This is a genomic window from Mycobacterium angelicum (genome assembly GCF_002086155.1).
GTDB classification, from domain to species: domain Bacteria; phylum Actinomycetota; class Actinomycetes; order Mycobacteriales; family Mycobacteriaceae; genus Mycobacterium; species Mycobacterium angelicum.
Window position 1 is genome coordinate 86,079 of record NZ_MVHE01000013.1, and the last position, 18,506, is coordinate 104,584.

The window sequence follows — 18,506 nt, forward strand, 5'->3', positions numbered from 1 at the left end:
TGCCAACCTAACCAAGCCCCGCAGCAGCGACAAGGCAGGTAATGTTGGGGAAGCGTTTATGGTGCGAATCAGGGGGCGTGAAGGCATATGACGCAAGCAATGTCCATGGACCCGGCCAGAGTGACGGCCTTCGGCGATGCCAATGATGCCCTGGCGGCCGAAGTGATGACAGCGTGCGAACCCGATCCGGCACTGGTCGCCTCGATCCCGGCGTACGGGGCCGCGGGCGCGGTCTTCAGCGTCGCCCTCAGCCAGTACCTGGCAAAGCTGCAGATGAGCGGCGAGCAACTCGCTCAGCGCTACCACACCCATGCCGCGGCCATTCGCGTCGCGGCCCAGGCGGTCGTCGCCACCGACCTGAACAACGCCCAGCGCGTCCCCCACCGGTAACGCGCTAACGAATCGGCAACAACGGCCTGCGGACCGTGTGGCGCTGCCAGCCCGGTGGTAGCCCCGCTGTTAGGTTGCTTGCCTGCGCCAGAACCGCAGTCGATACTCAGCGCTCCGTTAGCGAGGTGGTCCCATGGCTCTGGCCGAGTGGATGCCCAAGATCGTCGCCTTCTTTCGAACCGGCTATCCCACCGGCATGCCGATCACGGGCTATGTGCCCATGGTCGCTCTGTCCCGGCGTCGGTTGGCCGACGACGAGATCATCAAGGTCACAGAGGAACTCATAGCGCAGGGCTGCTGGCTGATCGGCAACGCCGACGTGGGGGTCGCCATCTCCCGGTTGACGCAGGACATGCCCGCGTTGGACGACATTGAACGCGTACACGATCGACTCGACACACTCGGGTGCGCGCGCGGCCGTCAGAGGTAGGTATTGATTAGGCGCATCCGTAAGTCTAGACTTACGGTTCGTGCCCACTTACCAAGGCACCGGTGCGGCGTGGCAGGCCCTGGCCGACGGGACTCGGCGGGCCATCATGGAACGTCTGGCGCATGGGCCGTTGGCGGTCGGCGAGTTGGCCCGCGAGCTGCCGGTCAGCCGACCCGCAGTGTCTCAGCATCTGAAGGTGCTCAAGTCCGCCGGGCTTGTCTGCGATCGTTCAGCCGGCACGCGGCGCGTCTACCAGCTTGACCCGGCAGGCCTTCAGGCATTGCGCGCCGACCTCGACCGGTTCTGGACACAAGCGCTGAGCGCCTACGCACAGATCATCGATACAGAAGGAGACGGCGCATGACACAGATGCAACCCGAAGCAATCCGGCACCACATTGTGGTCAACGCCCCCATCGAACGGGCCTTCGCCGTATTCACCGCTCGCTTCGGTGATTTCAAGCCTCGCGAACACAATCTGCTCGCAGCGCCGATCGCCGAGACGATATTCGAATGCCACTCCGGGGGGTACATCTACGACCGCGGCGTGGACGGCAGCGTGTGCCGATGGGCACGCGTCCTGGTTTATGAACCACCGAGTCGAGTCGTGTTCACCTGGGACATCGGCCCAACCTGGCAGCCCGAAACCGATCTATCCAAGACCAGTGAAGTCGAAGTCCGCTTCACCGCGGAATCCGCCGACACGACACGCCTCGACCTCGAACACCGCCATCTCCACCGGCACGGCCCGGGCTGGGAGTCCGTTGCCAAGGGTGTCGACAACCAGGCCGGGTGGCCGCTCTACCTACGCCGCTACGCCGACCTGTTCGGCGCCGAGGTGCGACCATGAGCCCGGCAGATTCGACACCGGGAACGACGATGGAGATGGCCCGCACCGAGCGGGCCGAACTCGCGGAATTTCTGGCGACCCTGACTCCGCAGCAGTGGGAGGCCCCCAGCCTCTGTGCCGGATGGAGTGTCAAAGACGTTGTCGCCCATATGTTCAGCTATGAGGAGCTGGACACCAAAGGGTTGGTCATGCGGTTTTTGAAAGGACGCGTAGTGCGGGCCAACGAGGTCGGCGTTGCCGAGTTCGCCGGGCTGAGCCCGCAACAGCTGCTTGATTACGTGGATAAGCATCTCCAACCCCGCGGCCTGACCGCGGGTTTCGGTGGCACGATCGCATTGGTCGACGGCGTGGTCCACCACCAAGACATCCGGCGCGCGCTCGGCCAGCCTCGCACCATCCCCGCCGAACGACTCAAACGCGTTCTCGAAGTGGTCCCGGGTAACCCCCGGTTAGGGGCCGGCCGACGCATACGGGGATTGCGACTGCGCGCAACCGACATCGACTGGACGCACGGCAACGGGCCCGAGGTGACCGGCACGGGCGAGGCACTTCTCATGGCGATGACCGGTAGGCCCGCGGCGATCGACGACCTGTCCGGTCCCGGAAAACCAACGCTGGCAAAGCGAATCAAGTAGCGGGGGTCAGTCCGGCAGGAAATCGCGCGGTGATACGCCGAAGAGTCGCGCGAGCTCCCAAACCACGTCCAGCCTTGGCGCCGCCTCGCCGTGGTAGTACCGGTACATCTGCGTCTGGGAGACCGGAAGGTCCGGCGCCTGCTCTTTGAGCAGCTTCTGCAACCGCAGGGGTGTCAACCGGCGCACCCGCGCGCTGGCGTCCAGCGTGCGAACGTTGGTGGTTGCCGCCAATTCCTGTAAGCGCTGGGCGAAATAAGTCGTGGCCGGATGTGGCGGGTCCGCCCGCGACCCGTCGTGCAACTGGTAACGCTCGGCTCCATCAGTCATGGCCGACAACCTCGCTCCGCATAATCTTTCGTCCTCCCCTGCATCCCATTCCCCATCACTTGTGCGGCATCTATTCGCGCCCCCGCCACCGAACCCGTCGCTCCGGATTCGGCTGCGTGATATCGGACTGCCCGTCGGCCGGCGCCGCGGGTGGATCCTGCGGCAGAGTGAACTGGCGGCGCGGCCGCTGCGGGCGCGACTGGGTCTGCCCAGGTTGCGTACCCGACTCGGGCCACGGGACGCGCGTAACGCGTTGTGGCCCTGCGATATTGCGCTGTCGCGAAGGGCCGCCGGCGGGGGCCAGCGCCGCGGTGTCGGCAGCTGCTTCCGGTGGTGTGGGCGTGCGGACCGGCGCCGGTTCGGGAGTCTGCGGTTGCGGTTGGCGCGCCGTGCGGGTCAGGGTGGGCTCGGTGGACACCGACCGGCGCGGAACGGCTTCGGGCTCACCGTGTGCGAGATAGCGGTCTTCTTCGCGGCTGCGGATGATCCGTACCAGCTCGGGCTCGGCGGATCCCACGCTGATCTGCAAGGCCTGGCCGTCGACCTCGACCATCGTGACGTCGGCGCCGCCGACTGCCGGCGCGGCCGGCTCGAGCAGGCGCATCACCGTGCGCGCCGGCACCGTGGTAACCGGACGCCCATCGAAAACGGCTATGTCACAAGCGAATGCGCCCGCGGTCGCATAGAACAATCGCGACGTGTCGCCCACCGCGGCCACCAGGTTGTCCCAGTGCGGACGCGAATTGGTGTGAATGCCAACAACCGCACCCGTCACGATCGCCCGCAACACCAGCTGGTGCGCCAGCGCGACACTGACCCTCGCATCGATCCGGCGCCGCTGTGGCTGGCCGCTTTGGTCCCACATCGCCAGGGCAACCATCGTGCCGTCGTCGCATTGGCCAAGCAGTTGCCCGGATGGCCCGACCGGGATGCGAAGTCCACTGAGCTGCGAAACGCTGATTGAAGGCAGCGCGACTTCGAGGCTGCGGTCGCCGGCCGGAAGTGGGGCCGTCAGCATCAGCCGTTGCACACCGGTGGGCAGCGCGAGGTTCGACCCGGCCAGCGGCCGGTAGGCCTTACCGTGGGTCACATATCGCACCACCGATCCAACTTTGACCGTGCCGGTGCCCATGCCCGAGAGCCGAAGCATGACGACCGCATCTTCGGTGCGCCATGACCACCAGCGGTCCAGTTGTTCGGCGCTGAGGGTGGCCGGGTCGCCCACGTAGCTGCTGATGTAGTTGGGGCCGGATTCCACTGTGCCCCAACGTTCCCGGTTGCCCTTGGTCCCGACGGGTTGGAGCAGAATCGCGCCGAGGTCGTCGAGTTCCGCGGCGGACAGGGCGTAGGCGCGGATCCGCTCCTGCTGCAAGCGCTGCACCACGCGATGGGTGGCCGACACCAACGCCTTGGGCGCCGCACTGCCCGAGGGCCCGCGCGTCACGATGTCGGCGAGGTTGTCCTCGGCGTCCAGGCGCAGGACCAGCCAGGTACGTCGCTGCCCGATTATCGGTCGCGGACCGACGATTTCGGAGTACACGGTGCGATAGGCCGATCCGGACGGCACATGGCGGCCGGTCGACACGATGTCGATATCGAGGTTGAGATCGTAGTGGCGCATCAGCGACACCACCAGATCCAGCGGCAGCGCACTGTCGGTGACTGCACGGCCGCCGGCTTCGTGAGTCAGCGCCGGCGCGGGAACGATCTCCACAGCCGACACCACGCTGTAGCCGTCCCACCGCACACCGGCACTACCGGCGATGGCATTGACGTCGGTGGCTGTCGGCAATTCGCCGACCAGCGGGCGGTTGCGGCGCTGCCAGAACGCCAGCACCACCGCGATCCACTCGACCAGCAGCACCCGGCCCCGGATCGGCACGAACAATGCCACGAACGCTGCCAGCGCGATGAGCGCCGACGGCCATACGAGTAGCCCGTCGCCGTGCGGCCCGGTCGTGGTGGGCACCAGGGCGCAGATCACGAGGGTGAACACCAGCGCCGAGGGCAGGCCGAAGCGCAGCCACCCGGTGCGGTGCGCCTGCACCCGGCCGCGCCGGCTCATCGCGGCCGCCCCGGCCGGCGCACACCGGTCGCCGCGACCACCACGCCAACGACAACGAGCACCGCCACAACGGTTCCCATCACGATGGCCGCGCCGTACTTGGGCTTGAGGTCGGGGGGGCGAGGTGGCGGCGGCACGGCCAATTGAGCCGCCTGAACCGTCGCGGCGGGCCGGCCCTCAATCGGCATCTCATACGTCAGAGCCGCTACGGGGTCGATCATTCCGCGCCCGACCACGTTGTCCACCCCGCGCGCCGGCGCGTGGGCGGTGGTGATGATGCGGGTAATGACCTGATGGGCCGTCAGCGTCGGGAAGCGCGACCGCAGCAGGGCGGCCAGGCCCGACACGTAGGCCGCTGCGAACGAGGTCCCGGCGATGGGCACCAGCGGCCCTTCGCTGCCGGGTACTCCGTTGATGACGGTCTCCCCGGCAGAGCTCAGCGACACGATGCCCGAGCCCGGTGCCGCCACGTCGACCCAGGGACCCGACATCGAGTTCTGCGCCCGCACTCCGTCCGGCGATACGAATCCCACCGAGAGCACCTGGTCGTCGAACCACGACGGCGTCGAAATCGACGTCACACCAGCCCAATTGCGGGGGTCCTCGGGATGGGCGGGATCGACATCCGGGTTGGCGCGGCAGTTGTTCTGTTGACCGGCCCCGGCGTCGACGCCGTTGATGTTGCCCGCCGCGGCGACCACGACCGCATCCTTGATATCGACGGCGTATTTCAGCGCCCCGCCCAAAGTTGCCTGATCAATCGGGGTGGTGGCCTTCACGCAGGACACCACGGACACGTTGATCACCCGCGCACCGAGGTTGGCGGCGTGCACGATCGCGCGCGCCAGCGTGCGGATGTCGCCGGCGGTGCGCGACGCGGTGGGATCGTCAGGGTTGGCCGAGCCGGTTTCGGGAATGTAGGCGGCCGAGGTCTGCCGGATCGCCAGAATCTGTGCGTTGGGTGCCACACCGACCAGTCCGTCGGTGGAAGCCGGTGCGGCGCCGATGATTCCGGCCACGATGGTGCCGTGCCCGTCGCAGTCGTCGAAGCCGTTGCCGGCTGGGTCGACGTAGTCGCCGCCGGGGATCATGCCCGGCAGCCGGGGCTGCGGCCGCACGCCGGTGTCGATGACGGCGACCACCACGCCGGCTCCGGTGGAGAACGTGTGCGCCTTGTCCAGCTGCAGCGACACCGACGGCGGCGGTGGCTTGGACAGATCGGAATTGGGTAGCACGCCGCCGACGACGCAGGCGCCGTTCTTGCGCATGGACACGTCGGGGCTGGGCGGACCGTCCGGCGGGGCGGCACCGATATCGGGATTCGGTGGGTTCACCGCGACGGCGACGCCGGCCGGCGTCACCGCAACGAGAGCCGCGACGGTGACCAGCACTGCCAGCCCGCGCGCCAAGGTGAGAGTTCTCATTGCGTCAGAACAGATTCCGCAGGGCTGCGAAGGTGCCGGTTATCCAGACCACCAACGGCGGCCCGGCCAAAATGAGGAGGAATTCCAGGTTTTCGGTGCGGCGCGCGGTCAGCTCGGAGACCTTGGCTCCGGGCAGCCGCAACGCTGCCAGCGCCGCCAGCAGAACCGCGAGGGCGGTTCCGGCCACGACGCTGAGTTGGACCACCGGATTGGGTGCCCCCAGCACCACCGTGATGGCCAGCCCGGCGGCGACGGCAAACGCGCCGAGGAAAAACGTGACCGCCTGCACGCGGTCGGTCAACGAGCGGCCGCGCAGCCCCAGCACCAGCGTGGTGATGATCGCCAGGGCGACTTCGCCGTAGAAGTAGTGGGTTTGCGGGTGCACGGCGGCCACCGCCCCGACGGCGGTGATGATCACCGCCGCGATGAACAGACCCGTCAGGTATTTGTTGGAAGCCCTTGAGCGCCGCTCCAATTGGGCGTCTTCGCTTTCGGCCAGCGCCACCGATCGGACCCCGCTCGGGTCATCGAACACCTCGACTACCAGCGCCGCTTCCTCGAGTTCGCTGCGGTCGATATCCTCCCCCGGCGGTGGCAAGCTCGGTGGCCGCACCCGCGCCAAACCCAGCGCCAGCGCCTGAGCGCAGCTGATCAGAACGGCACCTACGAGCACCGCTACCGCGGCGATCTGGCGTCCGTCGAAGCCGGTGTAAACGCGGACCGCGGCGGCGACGGCCCCGGCAACGGAAAGGGTGATCACCGCCGTATGGGCGGTGACGCCAATCCCGGTCAGCCACAACACAATCAGCGACACGCCACCGACGGTGAAGATGCCGGCGCAAATGTTGGCCGCCGTCCAGTGCCCGGCGACACCGTCATCGGCGGGAACGGCCACCCAACCCGCGGCCAGCGCCAGCGGCAGCGCGGCCAGCCCCAGCGTGTAGCTGATCTGGGACGCCCCACGCCGGGCGGCGATGACCGCGCCCGTCACCGTGATCAAGGTCAGCGCCGCGGTCGGCGGCAACCACCACACGATGCTCGAATTCGCCCACCACGCCCCGATACTGAGCACCGCCAGCAGCACCGAGCCGGCGATCAACCCGACCAGGCCCAAAGTCCGTGCGGTGGCGGCGCTGAACGACGCGAACTTGGCCGCATTGAATTCGGCCATAGCATCGGCCGAGTCCTCGATGATCGGCCGGAATACCTCGTTGGAGTGCACTTCCCGCAGGATCAGCCGGGCACCGTCGAGCACACCGGCGTCGGCCAGCGTCGTCGTGCGCGGAAACGCCGTCGCGCCCTCTGCGGCCAGCGAGTAGACCGCGGCGCGATCGAAATCGATTGTCAGGCCTTCATTGCGCAGTGTCTCCACCAGGAAGGGCACCAGCCCTTCCATCACCACCGACAGCGGCGCGTGCGCCGACACCGATGTGTCGACGAAGTAGTTCCCGACATGGATGCACAGCCGCAGCTGCTCGGGCACCGCGGCCACCGGCCCGTGCCCAGAGCCGTGGTCTGGGGCCGGCTCGGCCGGCAGCGGGGCGGCGGGCAATACCACTGACATCGGTTGTCCCTCTTCCGATTAGCTCAAGCCGGTACCGCAACGGGCGGTTGCGGGACGGTGAAGTCGTCGGCCAGCATGGCCGCCAGTTCTTCGAACGCCCGCAGCGTCTTCTTGCGCAGTTTGGCCAGGTCCACGGCCAGACCCTCGTCGAGGTGCTTGTCGAACGGAATGCGGTGAATCTTGAGTTGCTGTCGCCGCAGCACGGTCAACAGCGAATTCATATTGACGCGCGTATTGGCGGTGGATTCGTTGACCACCAGCACCGTGCGGGCCAGCAGACCCTCGAATCCGTGGAACCGCAGCCAGTCGATGGCGTTGCCGGCGGCCACCGCCCCCTGCGGCGATGCCTGCACCAGCAGCGCCACCGCATCCGACTTGGACAGCACCTCGCGCACCAGCGGCGAGTGCAGGTTGGTGTCACCGTCCCACAGCAGCAAACTGTAGTAATGCGAGGCGATTTCGTGGACGTCGCGGATGTCCTCGGGTTCGAGTACCCGGTCGTCGTCGGCGCGCCAGCCGTTGGCCAGAACCTGCAGGTCGGTGTCGGTGGTCGACAGGAACCGCATGACGAAGTCGCGCTGGGTGAGATCTTCTTCCTGGATCAGATCGACCATCGACAGGTTCTCGGGGTGCGGCGCGGTGCGCATCGGCAGATCACCGGAGGACGGGTCAGCGTCGACGGCCATGACCCCGTCGCCGCGGACTGAGGCGAACACCTGCCCCAGCGCCGAAGTCACCGTGGTCTTGCCGGCGCCGCCCTTAAGGGTCAGGACCGCAATGGAATACATCTTCTGCTTGCTGGCCCGGATGCGGCGCAGCACGTCGCGGTGCGCCTGTTCCTTAGCGCTCGGCGGCAGCGCCAAGCCCAGGTTGTTGAGCGCTCCGCGTACGCCGGTGTTGGCCCGCGGGGAACGCTCTTCGGTGGCAACTTGGATGAGTTCCTGACGAATACCGGTGGCAGCGGCCTGAATTGGGGCCGCCGGACGGCGGTATTGATCGCTGTCGGGCGCGGCATCGGGCCGGGGCCCGGGCGCGGGGACCTGCATCCGGGTGTCGACGGCCGCGTTCCTTGGGGGTGCGGCATGCGGCGCGATCGGGCCGGACGGCGGACCCCACTGCGACGGCTGGTGTTGCGGATTGCCCCACAAGGCACCGGGAGGCGGCGGCGGAATTCGCTGGGCCACCGTCTCGCGCTGCCCGGGCGGCGGAGCCGCCGCGGTCAGTGGCCCCGGCGGCGGGCCCGGCAGCGGTGATGGTGGCTGCGCCGGCTGATCGACCGGAACCAGCGACGGCGGTGGCGCACTGTCTTGGCCGTCCTGCACCTGAGACTCATCCGGTCTGGGTAGCTGATGTCGTGCATTCGCAATCTCGAGATCGTCACTCACCAGGACTTATCCTCCTTGTTAGCTGCGCGAGCATACCCCTCATCAGTTCGACCTCGAAGTCGCAGCGAACCAATTCTTAGCCGGAGTCAATTCAACTAAATCGGCCATCGCGGCGCGAAACCGCGCGTATGTGCCGGGCCCGAATGTCACATAGAACTGGCTGCCTTGACGCCGCACCGCCGATACAACCCTGCCCGCAGCCGTGTCGGCCACACCGACACCGGCCGGAGCCTGGAACGAGGTGATGCCCTGGTCTTGCCGGATGACGAGTTCAGCGCGCTGGCCCGAATACGTCGACATGTCATTGAGGATCTTTGCCGACGCCGCATCCACCCCGTGGTCGCGCAGCCACCGCAGGTTTTTACCCGGCTCCCCCGCAGCCAGTTCTTTCACCTCCGCCCAGGGCAACGTCACCGATTCCATGTCCGCGGGCGGCGGGGCGAGCTGCTCCTGGCTGACCCGCATCGCCGCCCACAGCGGCGCGCACAGCACGTCGTCTACCGACTGTCCGTGCGACCACACGCCCTGGATGACCACTTCGTCGTTGCGCCGCAACGCCAGCACGTGGTCTTCTCCGCTGCGGGCCAGGACCGCGCGGCGCATCCGTTCGCCGTCCACCGCCCGCAACGACACGTCGATGTCGGGCCGTTCGAGCACCCGCAGCCACCTCAGTAGCGAGGGCTCCACCGCGCCGTCGATGGACAACAGTCCGCTGCCGACGAGCACCGGGACCGTTTGGTCATCGACCACGGCCTGATCGGCGGCGTAGTAGACGTTGTCGAGCAGGGCCAGCACCGCTGGCAGGCTTTCGATGCCCAGCAGCCGTTTGAGGAACAACACCCCGTCGACGCTGAGGTGCGCCGCCGCCAGCAGCTGCGATCGCTTTGCCATGAGTTGGGATCCTACCGTCGGGTCCGCGTCCAGATGGCCTGCGCAACTTGGCTTTTGGACAGCTTAGGCTCCGGAGAAGTTCCCGCAGGCCTGGATTTCGGTGCTCTGCATGTCCATGGTGCCCGTGGTGAGAGCGTGGATGACGCGTTGCGTGGCGTGCTCGAGGTTCTCGTTGACCCGGAGAAACGCGTTGTACGCGTCGTCGAATGAACCCTGCGTGGTACCCGTCCAGCTTGCGGCCAGCGCCTGGCGGTGCCCTATGCCGGCCATCTTCAGTGCGATAGCGGTGGCGTGGATCTGGCTCATCTCGCCAATGCACGCGTGCATCGCGGGGTAGTTGTACAGAACATCGGCCATGATGTGTTGCTCCTTAAGACTTGGGGGTGATTACGAGTAGATCGAGCCGCCGGCGTGCAGCACCGCGGAGGCGTTGGTCGCTTCCTGGCCGTCGAACTGGCTGTGCGTGGTGGTCAGACCGGTGGTGATGCTGTCGAGGACCTGGTTGTTCTGGTTTGCCGTCGAGTACAAGTCGGCCAGCACCGATTGCGCGACGCTGCCCATCTGCCCGCGGTTGGCTTGCTCGAAGTTGCCGGCCGCGGTCAGCAGGTGCTGGTTGTTGGTGCGGGTCTCCTCGACGAGGCTCATGAGCCCTTTCGTCTGAGCGAGGTAATTGGCGGTATCCACCGACAAGGGGGCTGACATCAGCATCTCCAATCTTGTGATTCCAGGGGTGTATCGCCATTCCTGCTATCTCCGTGCCAAATGGCATGGCGCACTCCGAATAGCGTTGAGTGCAAGCGTGTGATCACCGGGTCATACCGCCTCTTGCCGTTGTTCGACCAGTTCGCCGGCCGAAACGGTTTGCAGTTCAATAGGTTCGGTGCCCCACACCGGAACGAGTTCGGGCGTCGGCCGGGTCGCCTTCGCGTCCTCCTCGTCGTCGCCCCGGTTGTGCAGGGCGTGCAGCGGGGCGATGCCGGAAGTCAGCGGCCGGCCGGTCATCGGGGGTTCGCCCACCGCCGACGGCGGCAGCGCGCTGTCCCAGCCGCTGGGGAAGCGGAAGCCGGTCGAGGCGGCCGAGAGGCCGCCGAGGCTGGGTACCCGCACCGCGGCCGTCATCGCCGGGACGCCGATGTTGCTGCCGGCCAGGCGGTCCAGTGTCGGCGATGACGGCTGGGTGTCGAAGAAGCCGGGAGAATCGACGCGATGCTCCGGGTTCACCTGCGACATCAGGTTGCCGATCTGCGACCCGAACTGCTGGACCTGCTGACCGACCTGTTGCAAGGGCTGCGTCACCAGTTGCATCGCCTGTTGGGGAATCTGCCCCGCCTGCGACACCCCCTGGGCAAGCTGCTGTGGCACCTGCCGCATCAGCTGGTTGCCCATTTTGTCGGCCATGTTCTGCTGCCGGGATTGGGCGTCGCGGTAGCGGTCCAGGGCGTCGCGGGGATCGGCTTGCTGGGCGGCGCCTCTGGCCCATTGGGCTGCCGCGGTGCCTACCGATGCGCCTTGGCCGAACGTCTGGGCCATCAACTGCGCGGTCGACTCGGCCTTGGCCGCGGCCAGCATCAGGGTGTCCCCCGCGCGCTCGGCCGCGACGACGGCTTGTTCGATCACCGGCGGGAGGACGGGCATTCCCACCACGATCGGAACCGCCGGCACGAAGGCCTCGAATGTGGTGTTAGCCATGCTGGCCGCCAGGTAGGTCTCCTGCACGGTGATGTCCTGAATGGTCATCTCGACGTACTGACCCTCCCGGACACCGATCGGAATCGTGTTGATGCCAAGGAAATTGGTGGCGTGCAAGATCGCGGTGGTGACCCGGTTGTCGACGATCTCAACCATTTGGGCCATGGTGGCGTAGGCCGTGGCGAAGGCAGCCGCCTGATCGGCAGTTCGTGCCGCCGAGGCAACCAGTTGCACCTGCACCACGCGCAGCCAGACGACATAGCGCGTCACCGCCGAAAGCACCGCCAGCGACGTGGGCGACTGCCAGGCGTTCATCAGCCAGGCCAGGTGTGCCTCGAGACGGTCGGCGGCCGCTTCGTAGGCCGCCGCGGCGGCGGTGAACGATGCAGAAGCGCCCAGCATGGGACCGGCGCCGGCGCCCGACATCAATCGGCCGGTGATTACCTCAGGCGGAGCTGCGACCATCGGCGGGTCTAAGCCAGCATTGCGGCGTTGCCGTCGTCGACCACTTCGTAGCCAAGGCCGGTGATGCCTAAGGTGCCCGCATAGTGCCCGAGCAGGAAAGTGCCTTGCGCGGCGGTGGCAAGAAATTCCGCGGTGTGCACGCTGGTATTCATCGACGCCAGCGCTGATGCCTCGTCGGCCCCCGCGGGTGCCGGAGCGATGCCCGCCGGCGCACCACCAGCAACCACCGAAGCCGTGGTGGCAGCGTTGCTGACCACGTCTACGACCCCAGCCAGCAAAGCCTCTGTCTCAACTTGGGTAATCACTAGCAAACCCCCTCGCCCCTCAGCGCAGCGTCTGTTATTCCACAGCTTAGCGCCGATTTTTACCTCTGGTGGTAAATATTGCCTTCTTGATGCTGGCAGCCGCAACTCACCTTGCTGGGCCGTGCTGTTGTCCGGCGCTGGGTGTGGTTACCCACCTCGATCAGTTAGCTAACATGTGTTGAATAGCCCGGCTAACGCGTGTTGAATAGCGGCGGCTGACGCATGTTGAATAGGCGGGCGCAATTCGCCGAGACTGCAAATCTGCAGGGAAAGTGCGAGAGCGGGCCTGCAGAATTGCAGGCTCGCGAACCGGCTAGTCCTCGAAGTCTGTGTCCCGGCTTTCCCGAACGCCCGACCAAGCGGCCTGAATGCGATTCTTGCGCCCCAGCGACGCCTCGAGGTACCGCGCGCGGCCCGGGAAGGGGAACCGCTCGAACTTCGTCTCACCGATCTGGCCGTCGAACTTATCGGCTGACAGCAACACCGTGGGCGCGCGATCCTGCAGCATCCGTTTGATCAGCGGGTCCCGGTTGCTCGCCAGGTAGAGCTCCTCGGAGCCGCGGGCGATGACGAAGTGGAAACCCCGGGCCAACGGCTCGTTCTGCAGCCAGGGCGCCATCGCGTGCAAGACGGGTTTTTCTATGGCGCGCGGGTCCACGATCAGGTGGTAGTCGTCGACGACGAAGAAGATCTCCGGCCCACTCCACCAGGCGCGCGCGGCGCGCGTATCCGCATCCAGGTCCGGGGGCACGCTGCGGGCGGCCAGGTTCAGCTCGTGGTAGAGCGCCTCGTTGACGCCCTGAATGTCTTCTTCTCGATGAACGTGGCCGAACACGTTCTTCATATCGACCTTGCCCAGGTGGCGCCGCCGCGGATCGATCAGGACGATCAAGGCATCGTCCTTGGTTGCGAAACGACGGCCGATGCTGTCGCAGACGGTGCCGATGAGCTCGCTCTTGCCGCTCTTCGCCTCGCCGAGGATCAGCAGGTGCGGTTCCCGGTACATCTCGGCGTATGCGGGTCCCAGCGTGTCCTCCCGCACGCCCAGTGCGATCCGTAGCCGGCGCTTGTCGGCCAGCTGAACTTGGCGCGGGTCGGCGGCGGCGGCTTTGTCGGCGGCAGCGACCATGGCGGCCAACTGATCTCGGGTCAGCGACGTCGGCAGGGTCTTGAGTCGTTCGGCTCCGCGGGCCTCGAACCGCTCGGCGACCATCTGCACCAGCGCGGTCATCCCGGACGGGACTGTGGCGGACTCGGCGATGGAGTCCACCCGCGGCAGGCTGACCAGGCCCTGCAATTGCGAGTCGGTGGTGATCGCGTGGCCGGGGGCTTTGCGTCGCTGCTTGGCCAGCTGCGAACCCACCCGGGACAGCTCTGTTTCGTTGTGCAGCTCGACCACGGTGTTCAGGTTCGGCTCGATACCGCGCATCTCGACCACTCGCGCCGTGGTGAGCACGAAGTGCAGCCCGTAGTTGCGGGCACCGACGATCAGCGCCTCGACTTCGCCGCCGCGGAACTGCAACACCTGGTCCTGGGCTACCGCGGCATCCCACCCGTCGATGATGACGAAGACGTCGCCGTACGGATCCTGTTCCAGGAACGGGCAATCGGGGTCGGTACGCGCTTGCCGATACTCGCCGATCGTGATGCGGTTCTCCCGGAACAGGCGCTCGCGGGCCGTCAACAGCGTACCCATCTGCATCAAGATCCGGTTGATCGCGTCGGGATCGGCGCGGGTCACCACCGCCCCGACATGGGGCAGGTCGGCCAGCGGACTCAAGCCGCCGCCGGCGTAGTCGACGATGTACATCTGAATCTGCTCTGGGGTATTGGCGAGCGCCAGCGAGCACACCAGCGACTTGACGGCGGTGGACTTGCCCGCGCCGCTGCCGCCGAGGATCAGCAGATTCTTCTCGGCGTCGAGCAGCCACTCGGGCTGTTCATGCCTGAGCGGATTGTCGAACATCCCGAAGGGCACAACAAGATTGGCGATCGTATCATTCGTCGGGACCTGCCAATCCCGCAGCTGTGGTTCGATGATGTCTAGCGTGGTGGCCTCCAACGGGGGCAGCCACATCCGATAGGGCGGGGGGAAGCTAGCGCTCTTCAGGCGGCCGATCATCGTGGTGAACACCGTTGGCGCGCTCTCGATTTCCTCTTCGGTGTGTTCCGGCTCGACGAACTCCGGCTCAGCGGGACCGGTATCCGGCAATGGTTGAGGCGCGGCGGTGAAGGCTCGCGGTTCCACCAGGTTCGGGTCCGTGGTGCTGCCGATGCCGCGGTGACCATTCGAACCCGCCGTCGGAACCACCGGCGGGAAGTACGCCGCGCCAGTCCAGCCCGCGTAGAAGCTGATCAGGTCCCCGCCGGTGGGGCGCAGCACTCCGTGCCCTGGGCTGCCCGAAAGCCGGTAGGCCGCATCGGAACCATCAAGCAGCGCACGGGAATCCGACGCGGTTTGGGTCTTGAGGCCGATCTTGTAGCCGATGTTGGTTTCCAGACCACTGGCGCGTCCGGAATTGTCGAGGTTCTGCGACGCGTAGAGCAGGTGCAGGGCGACCGATCGCCCGACCCGGCCGATGCGCCGGAACAGTTCTCCGTAGTCGGGGTGCATCTGCAGCAACTCGGCCCACTCGTCGATCACGATGAAAAGCGAAGGCAGCGGCGGCAAATCGACACCGCGTTCCCGTAGCTTCTCGTAGTCGCGCAGGTCCTTGACGTCGTAGCGCGCGTTGAGTTCCTTGGCCTCGCGGAAGATGCGGTAGCGGCGGTCGATCTCGCCGTTGATCATCTCCTTCATCCGCGCCACCAGGTGGGCTTCCTGCTCCATGTTGGTGATCACCGCGCTCACGTGCGGCAGCTCATCGAGACCGTTGAAGGTGGCGCCACCCTTGAAGTCGACGAGCAACCAGTTGAGCACATCGGGAGAATGGGTGACGCAGCCGTTGATCACCAGGTTGCGCAGGAATTCCGACTTTCCCGAACCGGTGGTGCCCAGCAGCTGTCCGTGTGGCCCGGTGCCGCCTTCGGCCGCTTGTTTGATGTCCAGTTCGAGACGGTCGCCGTTCTGCAGGAACCCGATCGGAATCTTCAGCCGCCGCTTGTCGTCGTAGCGGTTGATGACCGACCACAAATCCAGCGGTTCCAAGGTGCCCGGGTCGCGCACCCGCATCAGCGTCTGCCAGTCCCGGCCGCGTTCGGCTTGTTTGGCTTGGCGGCCCATGTTGGCCAGGGTGGCGACTTCGTAGCGGGCCAGTTGCCGGCCTACGGTCCGCGCGTCGATCAACGAAACATTGTCGGCGACAGCGACTTTCACTGGATCGGCCAGCGGCCGATCCGCCTCACTGCGCCACACGCTGCCGTCTGGATCGCAGCGCAACGTGATGCCTTCTTCGGCGTTGAGGGCGTTCTCGGGTGGGCCGATGAGCAGCCAGGTAACGCCGGCGCGGGGGGCGATCACCGAGTCGACGAGCTTGTCGGTGACGGCCGAATCCACCACCACCAGCACGTGGCGGTAGTTGTCGGTGCTGAATTCTGGGTCGGGGTTGAAGTTCATCGTGAAGTCGATGACTTTGTTGGGGTCGTCGGGATCGGCGTCGTCACCGCCGAGACTGGTCTGCAGGGTGGACCAGTCGCGGTACATCATCCGGGCGCTGCCCAGCCGATCCAGCTCGTAAGGATGCTGGGTGTGGGGCAGCCACTTCATCCAGCTCCACTCCGGCGCATCGGGGTTGTCCGTGAGCACCACCATGGCCAGGTTGTCCGGGCCGTGCGTAACGGCCGCCTGCAACAGCATTGACCGGACCATGCCGAGCGTCCCGTCGCGGTCGCCGGTGAAGCCGATCACCGGAAAGCGCGCTGCCGTCACCACCACGGGCATCGACGACACGGTGGAGTGGTGGCGCAAAAAGCGCACCGTGGACACCCAACTGACCGGTTCCAGGAACTCCCCCGGCGGCGCTTCGGGTGCGACGATGCGCGCGGCCAACTCGACGTCGCCCAGCCCGTAGCGCAGCGCGGTGAAGCCGTCGCCGGTCGGCACGACTTCCCACATCCGTTCGCCGCCAATGCGACTGGCCAGCATCTGCGGGTCTGGGTAGGAGCTTTGCAGCCCGGCGTGCATGCTCAGGCCACGGTCGAACACCTTCTCCCGGATCATTCCCAGCCCGCGGGTGGCGGCCTTGCGGTCCTCGAGCACCTGAGCGCGCGAGGTGCCGGTACCGCCGCGCTGGCCGAACGCCATACCGCCCACTCCCCCAAGCATCATCAGCGGGAAGAGGATCATCAGCGGGCTGAAGGCGCGCCCGGACCGGATCATCAACGCGACCATGCCGACGATGAGAACGATCAGCAGAATCGGCAGACCAACCGTGCGGATCCGCGAGGCCGGCTCGCCCTGCTCTATCTCTTTGGGCGGCGGAACCTCGATTTCATCGCGGATGATCCGGGGCGGTGGCACCGGGTTGGCCGGTCGCAAGAAGCTGATGCGCACTACTTCATCTCCTTGTCGTCGATCTTGGATACCACCCGATCCGCGGGCACACCGTCATGTTTGATTCGCGCGTCGCGCTGCGAGAGCGTCGGCCCCGGGGCGAACAGCGAAACCACCACCCACGGCGCGGGCACCGGGTGGCGCAGATTAAGCGCCGACAGCGTCGTGTCCCCGCTCTTGGAGTCGGTGGTGTCCAGACCGAACCGCACCCCATTGTCGGCGATCCAGAAGTAGCTTTCCCGGTTCTTGGAATCGGTTGCCGCGCCGGTGATCTGAACGAATCGTCCACCGCCTGAGGGCATATAGACCCGATCGGCGGTCATCCCCTTCGAACTGGGCGCCGAGACGAGCGGCGTCAGCGCGGCGTTCTGTTTGTCGGTCAAGGGCAACGTCCGGCCGACCATGACCTCGGTGCGGGCGGTGGGTTCCTCACCGACGCGCGACCACGACCAGCAGGTCACCGGTTCATGAGCGGCCGACACCAACCGCACTTGCGCGGCTGGATAGTAGGACACCTCCAGCTGGTGGGACTTGGGCAGCGACGCCAACTCGTCTGGCCCGATTTCCACCGGCTTGGTGCCCACCTGGGTGTTGGCGGCCCGGATCATGGTCGCGGGCACCAGCCCGACTTCCTGTACACCGTCGGATAATGTTACGTAATACTTTGTCCCGCCGGATAATTCACGCACGTTGAGTATGGTTCCGACGGTCAGCGGGCGATTGACCGGGAACTTCGGCGGCGTGCCGACCTCGGCGATAGGTGGCGCCACCAACGGCGGCTCGGCCGGGATCGCATTGAACAAGCCCTGCGAGATCGGCAGGATCAGGTCGTTCGCCCGTAGGCCGAGCGCGTCGGCAACGACCGAATTGGTGAGTTCGACGGTAGCGCGGACGACTTCGCCGTCGGGGCGCGCATAGATCAGCCAGGTCCGCTTGTCGTAGCTGACCAATCGGGCCTGATTATCCGAAAGCTTGTTGATGTCATTGCTTTTTGCGAGCTTTCCACCGATCGCGGTGGTGGTGACCGGCGACATCGCCGTGGTCGGCAGACCCGACACCGGGTCCAAGGGGACTGCGGCGCCGGTCATGGTCGTGTCACATACCGTCCAGATCGACGACGGGTCGGTGCTGTCGCGGATGTCGGTGGGCGCCCCGACGATGCCAACCAGTGAGCCGCGCGGATATTTCGCGATTTCGGCACCGCTGGCCCGCACCGGATTTTCGGGAGAACCCAGGATGAGCCGGGCGGAGGTGAGATTGGTGACCGGGTCCAGCCGAGGACCGATACGGACATACATTGCGCCGGTGTCGCGGTCGACCACGATGCGCGCGTTGCTGACCAGTCCGGCCGGCGAGAACAACCCCCAGACGATGGTGCCAACGGCGAGGATGACTGCGAGCAGCAGGCCAAGGATCAGCGGTGCGGCCTGGGCCCGCTGCGGATCGTCGATCATTCGGGTGTCGCGACGGACCAGCGCGTGCGCCATTCGCCGGTACAGAAAACGCAGACCGGAGACCTGATACTTCGCGGTCATCCGGAATCCGCGCCGGCGCCGCCGGTGCTCAGGCCCTGCTAACTCTGCCATTACCCCCAA

Annotated in this window: 17 protein-coding genes; 5 read left to right on the forward strand and 12 right to left on the reverse strand. The window is 66.4% G+C overall.

The genetic code is table 11. The features are described 5' to 3' along the window. Positions 1-99 precede the first annotated feature (99 nt). The 5 genes from BST12_RS11590 (at position 100) to BST12_RS11610 (ending at position 2,304) form a co-directional block, all read left to right on the forward strand. Positions 100-390 (forward strand): type VII secretion target, encoded by a 291-nt coding sequence (locus tag BST12_RS11590; RefSeq protein ID WP_264063306.1) that lies wholly within the window; start codon positions 100-102, stop codon positions 388-390. Between the two features lie 133 nt (positions 391-523). Further along, the gene (locus tag BST12_RS11595; RefSeq protein WP_083113260.1) at positions 524-820 is read left to right on the forward strand and encodes a DUF3349 domain-containing protein; all 297 of its coding nucleotides are present in this window, start codon (positions 524-526) and stop codon (positions 818-820) included. A gap of 40 nt (positions 821-860) precedes the next feature. Beyond that, entirely contained in the window at positions 861-1,184 is a 324-nt protein-coding gene (locus BST12_RS11600) for an ArsR/SmtB family transcription factor (protein WP_083113261.1), read from the forward strand. Continuing rightward, positions 1,181-1,669: an SRPBCC family protein gene (locus BST12_RS11605; protein WP_083113262.1), complete on the forward strand. Its 489-nt coding sequence runs from the start codon at positions 1,181-1,183 to the stop codon at positions 1,667-1,669. The genes BST12_RS11600 and BST12_RS11605 overlap by 4 nt, the downstream gene beginning before the upstream one ends. Beyond that, positions 1,666-2,304: a maleylpyruvate isomerase family mycothiol-dependent enzyme gene (locus tag BST12_RS11610; RefSeq protein ID WP_083113263.1), complete on the forward strand. Its 639-nt coding sequence runs from the start codon at positions 1,666-1,668 to the stop codon at positions 2,302-2,304. The genes BST12_RS11605 and BST12_RS11610 overlap by 4 nt, the downstream gene beginning before the upstream one ends. Before the next feature lie 6 nt (positions 2,305-2,310). Here BST12_RS11610 and BST12_RS33370 read toward each other — a convergent pair whose 3' ends face one another. From BST12_RS33370 to eccB, 12 genes are all read right to left on the reverse strand, one after another. Beyond that, the gene (locus BST12_RS33370; protein ID WP_245850252.1) at positions 2,311-2,631 is read right to left on the reverse strand and encodes a helix-turn-helix domain-containing protein; all 321 of its coding nucleotides are present in this window, start codon (positions 2,629-2,631) and stop codon (positions 2,311-2,313) included. 70 nt (positions 2,632-2,701) lie between these two features. Further along, positions 2,702-4,696: a type VII secretion protein EccE gene (eccE, locus tag BST12_RS11620; protein ID WP_083113264.1), complete on the reverse strand. Its 1,995-nt coding sequence runs from the start codon at positions 4,694-4,696 to the stop codon at positions 2,702-2,704. Next, positions 4,693-6,120, reverse strand: a complete 1,428-nt coding sequence (mycP, locus tag BST12_RS11625) for a type VII secretion-associated serine protease mycosin (protein WP_139801621.1) — start codon at positions 6,118-6,120, stop codon at positions 4,693-4,695. Before mycP ends, eccE begins: the two co-directional genes overlap by 4 nt. Positions 6,121-6,124: 4 nt before the next feature. Then, positions 6,125-7,684, reverse strand: coding sequence for a type VII secretion integral membrane protein EccD (gene eccD, locus BST12_RS11630; protein ID WP_083113265.1), 1,560 nt, complete (start codon positions 7,682-7,684; stop codon positions 6,125-6,127). 23 nt (positions 7,685-7,707) lie between these two features. Further along, positions 7,708-9,069, reverse strand: coding sequence for a CpaE/TadZ family protein (locus BST12_RS11635; protein ID WP_139801622.1), 1,362 nt, complete (start codon positions 9,067-9,069; stop codon positions 7,708-7,710). Positions 9,070-9,111: 42 nt separating this feature from the next. Continuing rightward, a complete protein-coding gene (locus BST12_RS11640; RefSeq protein ID WP_083113267.1) occupies positions 9,112-9,960 on the reverse strand; it encodes an ESX secretion-associated protein EspG in 849 nt (282 codons plus the stop codon). A 63-nt stretch (positions 9,961-10,023) separates the two neighbouring features. Further along, entirely contained in the window at positions 10,024-10,317 is a 294-nt protein-coding gene (locus BST12_RS11645; protein ID WP_083113268.1) for a WXG100 family type VII secretion target, read from the reverse strand. Between the two features lie 30 nt (positions 10,318-10,347). Further along, positions 10,348-10,662, reverse strand: a complete 315-nt coding sequence (locus BST12_RS11650) for a hypothetical protein (RefSeq protein ID WP_139801623.1) — start codon at positions 10,660-10,662, stop codon at positions 10,348-10,350. A 111-nt stretch (positions 10,663-10,773) separates the two neighbouring features. Next, on the reverse strand, positions 10,774-12,114 hold the full coding sequence (locus BST12_RS11655; protein WP_083113270.1) for a PPE family protein: 1,341 nt from the start codon (positions 12,112-12,114) through the stop codon (positions 10,774-10,776). Between the two features lie 8 nt (positions 12,115-12,122). Then, positions 12,123-12,419, reverse strand: coding sequence for a PE domain-containing protein (locus BST12_RS11660; protein WP_170062102.1), 297 nt, complete (start codon positions 12,417-12,419; stop codon positions 12,123-12,125). Between the two features lie 313 nt (positions 12,420-12,732). Further along, positions 12,733-16,911, reverse strand: a complete 4,179-nt coding sequence (gene eccCa / locus BST12_RS11665) for a type VII secretion protein EccCa (RefSeq protein WP_083113272.1) — start codon at positions 16,909-16,911, stop codon at positions 12,733-12,735. After that, the gene (gene eccB, locus BST12_RS11670; protein WP_083113273.1) at positions 16,911-18,497 is read right to left on the reverse strand and encodes a type VII secretion protein EccB; all 1,587 of its coding nucleotides are present in this window, start codon (positions 18,495-18,497) and stop codon (positions 16,911-16,913) included. The genes eccCa and eccB overlap by 1 nt, the downstream gene beginning before the upstream one ends. Positions 18,498-18,506: the final 9 nt, after the last annotated feature.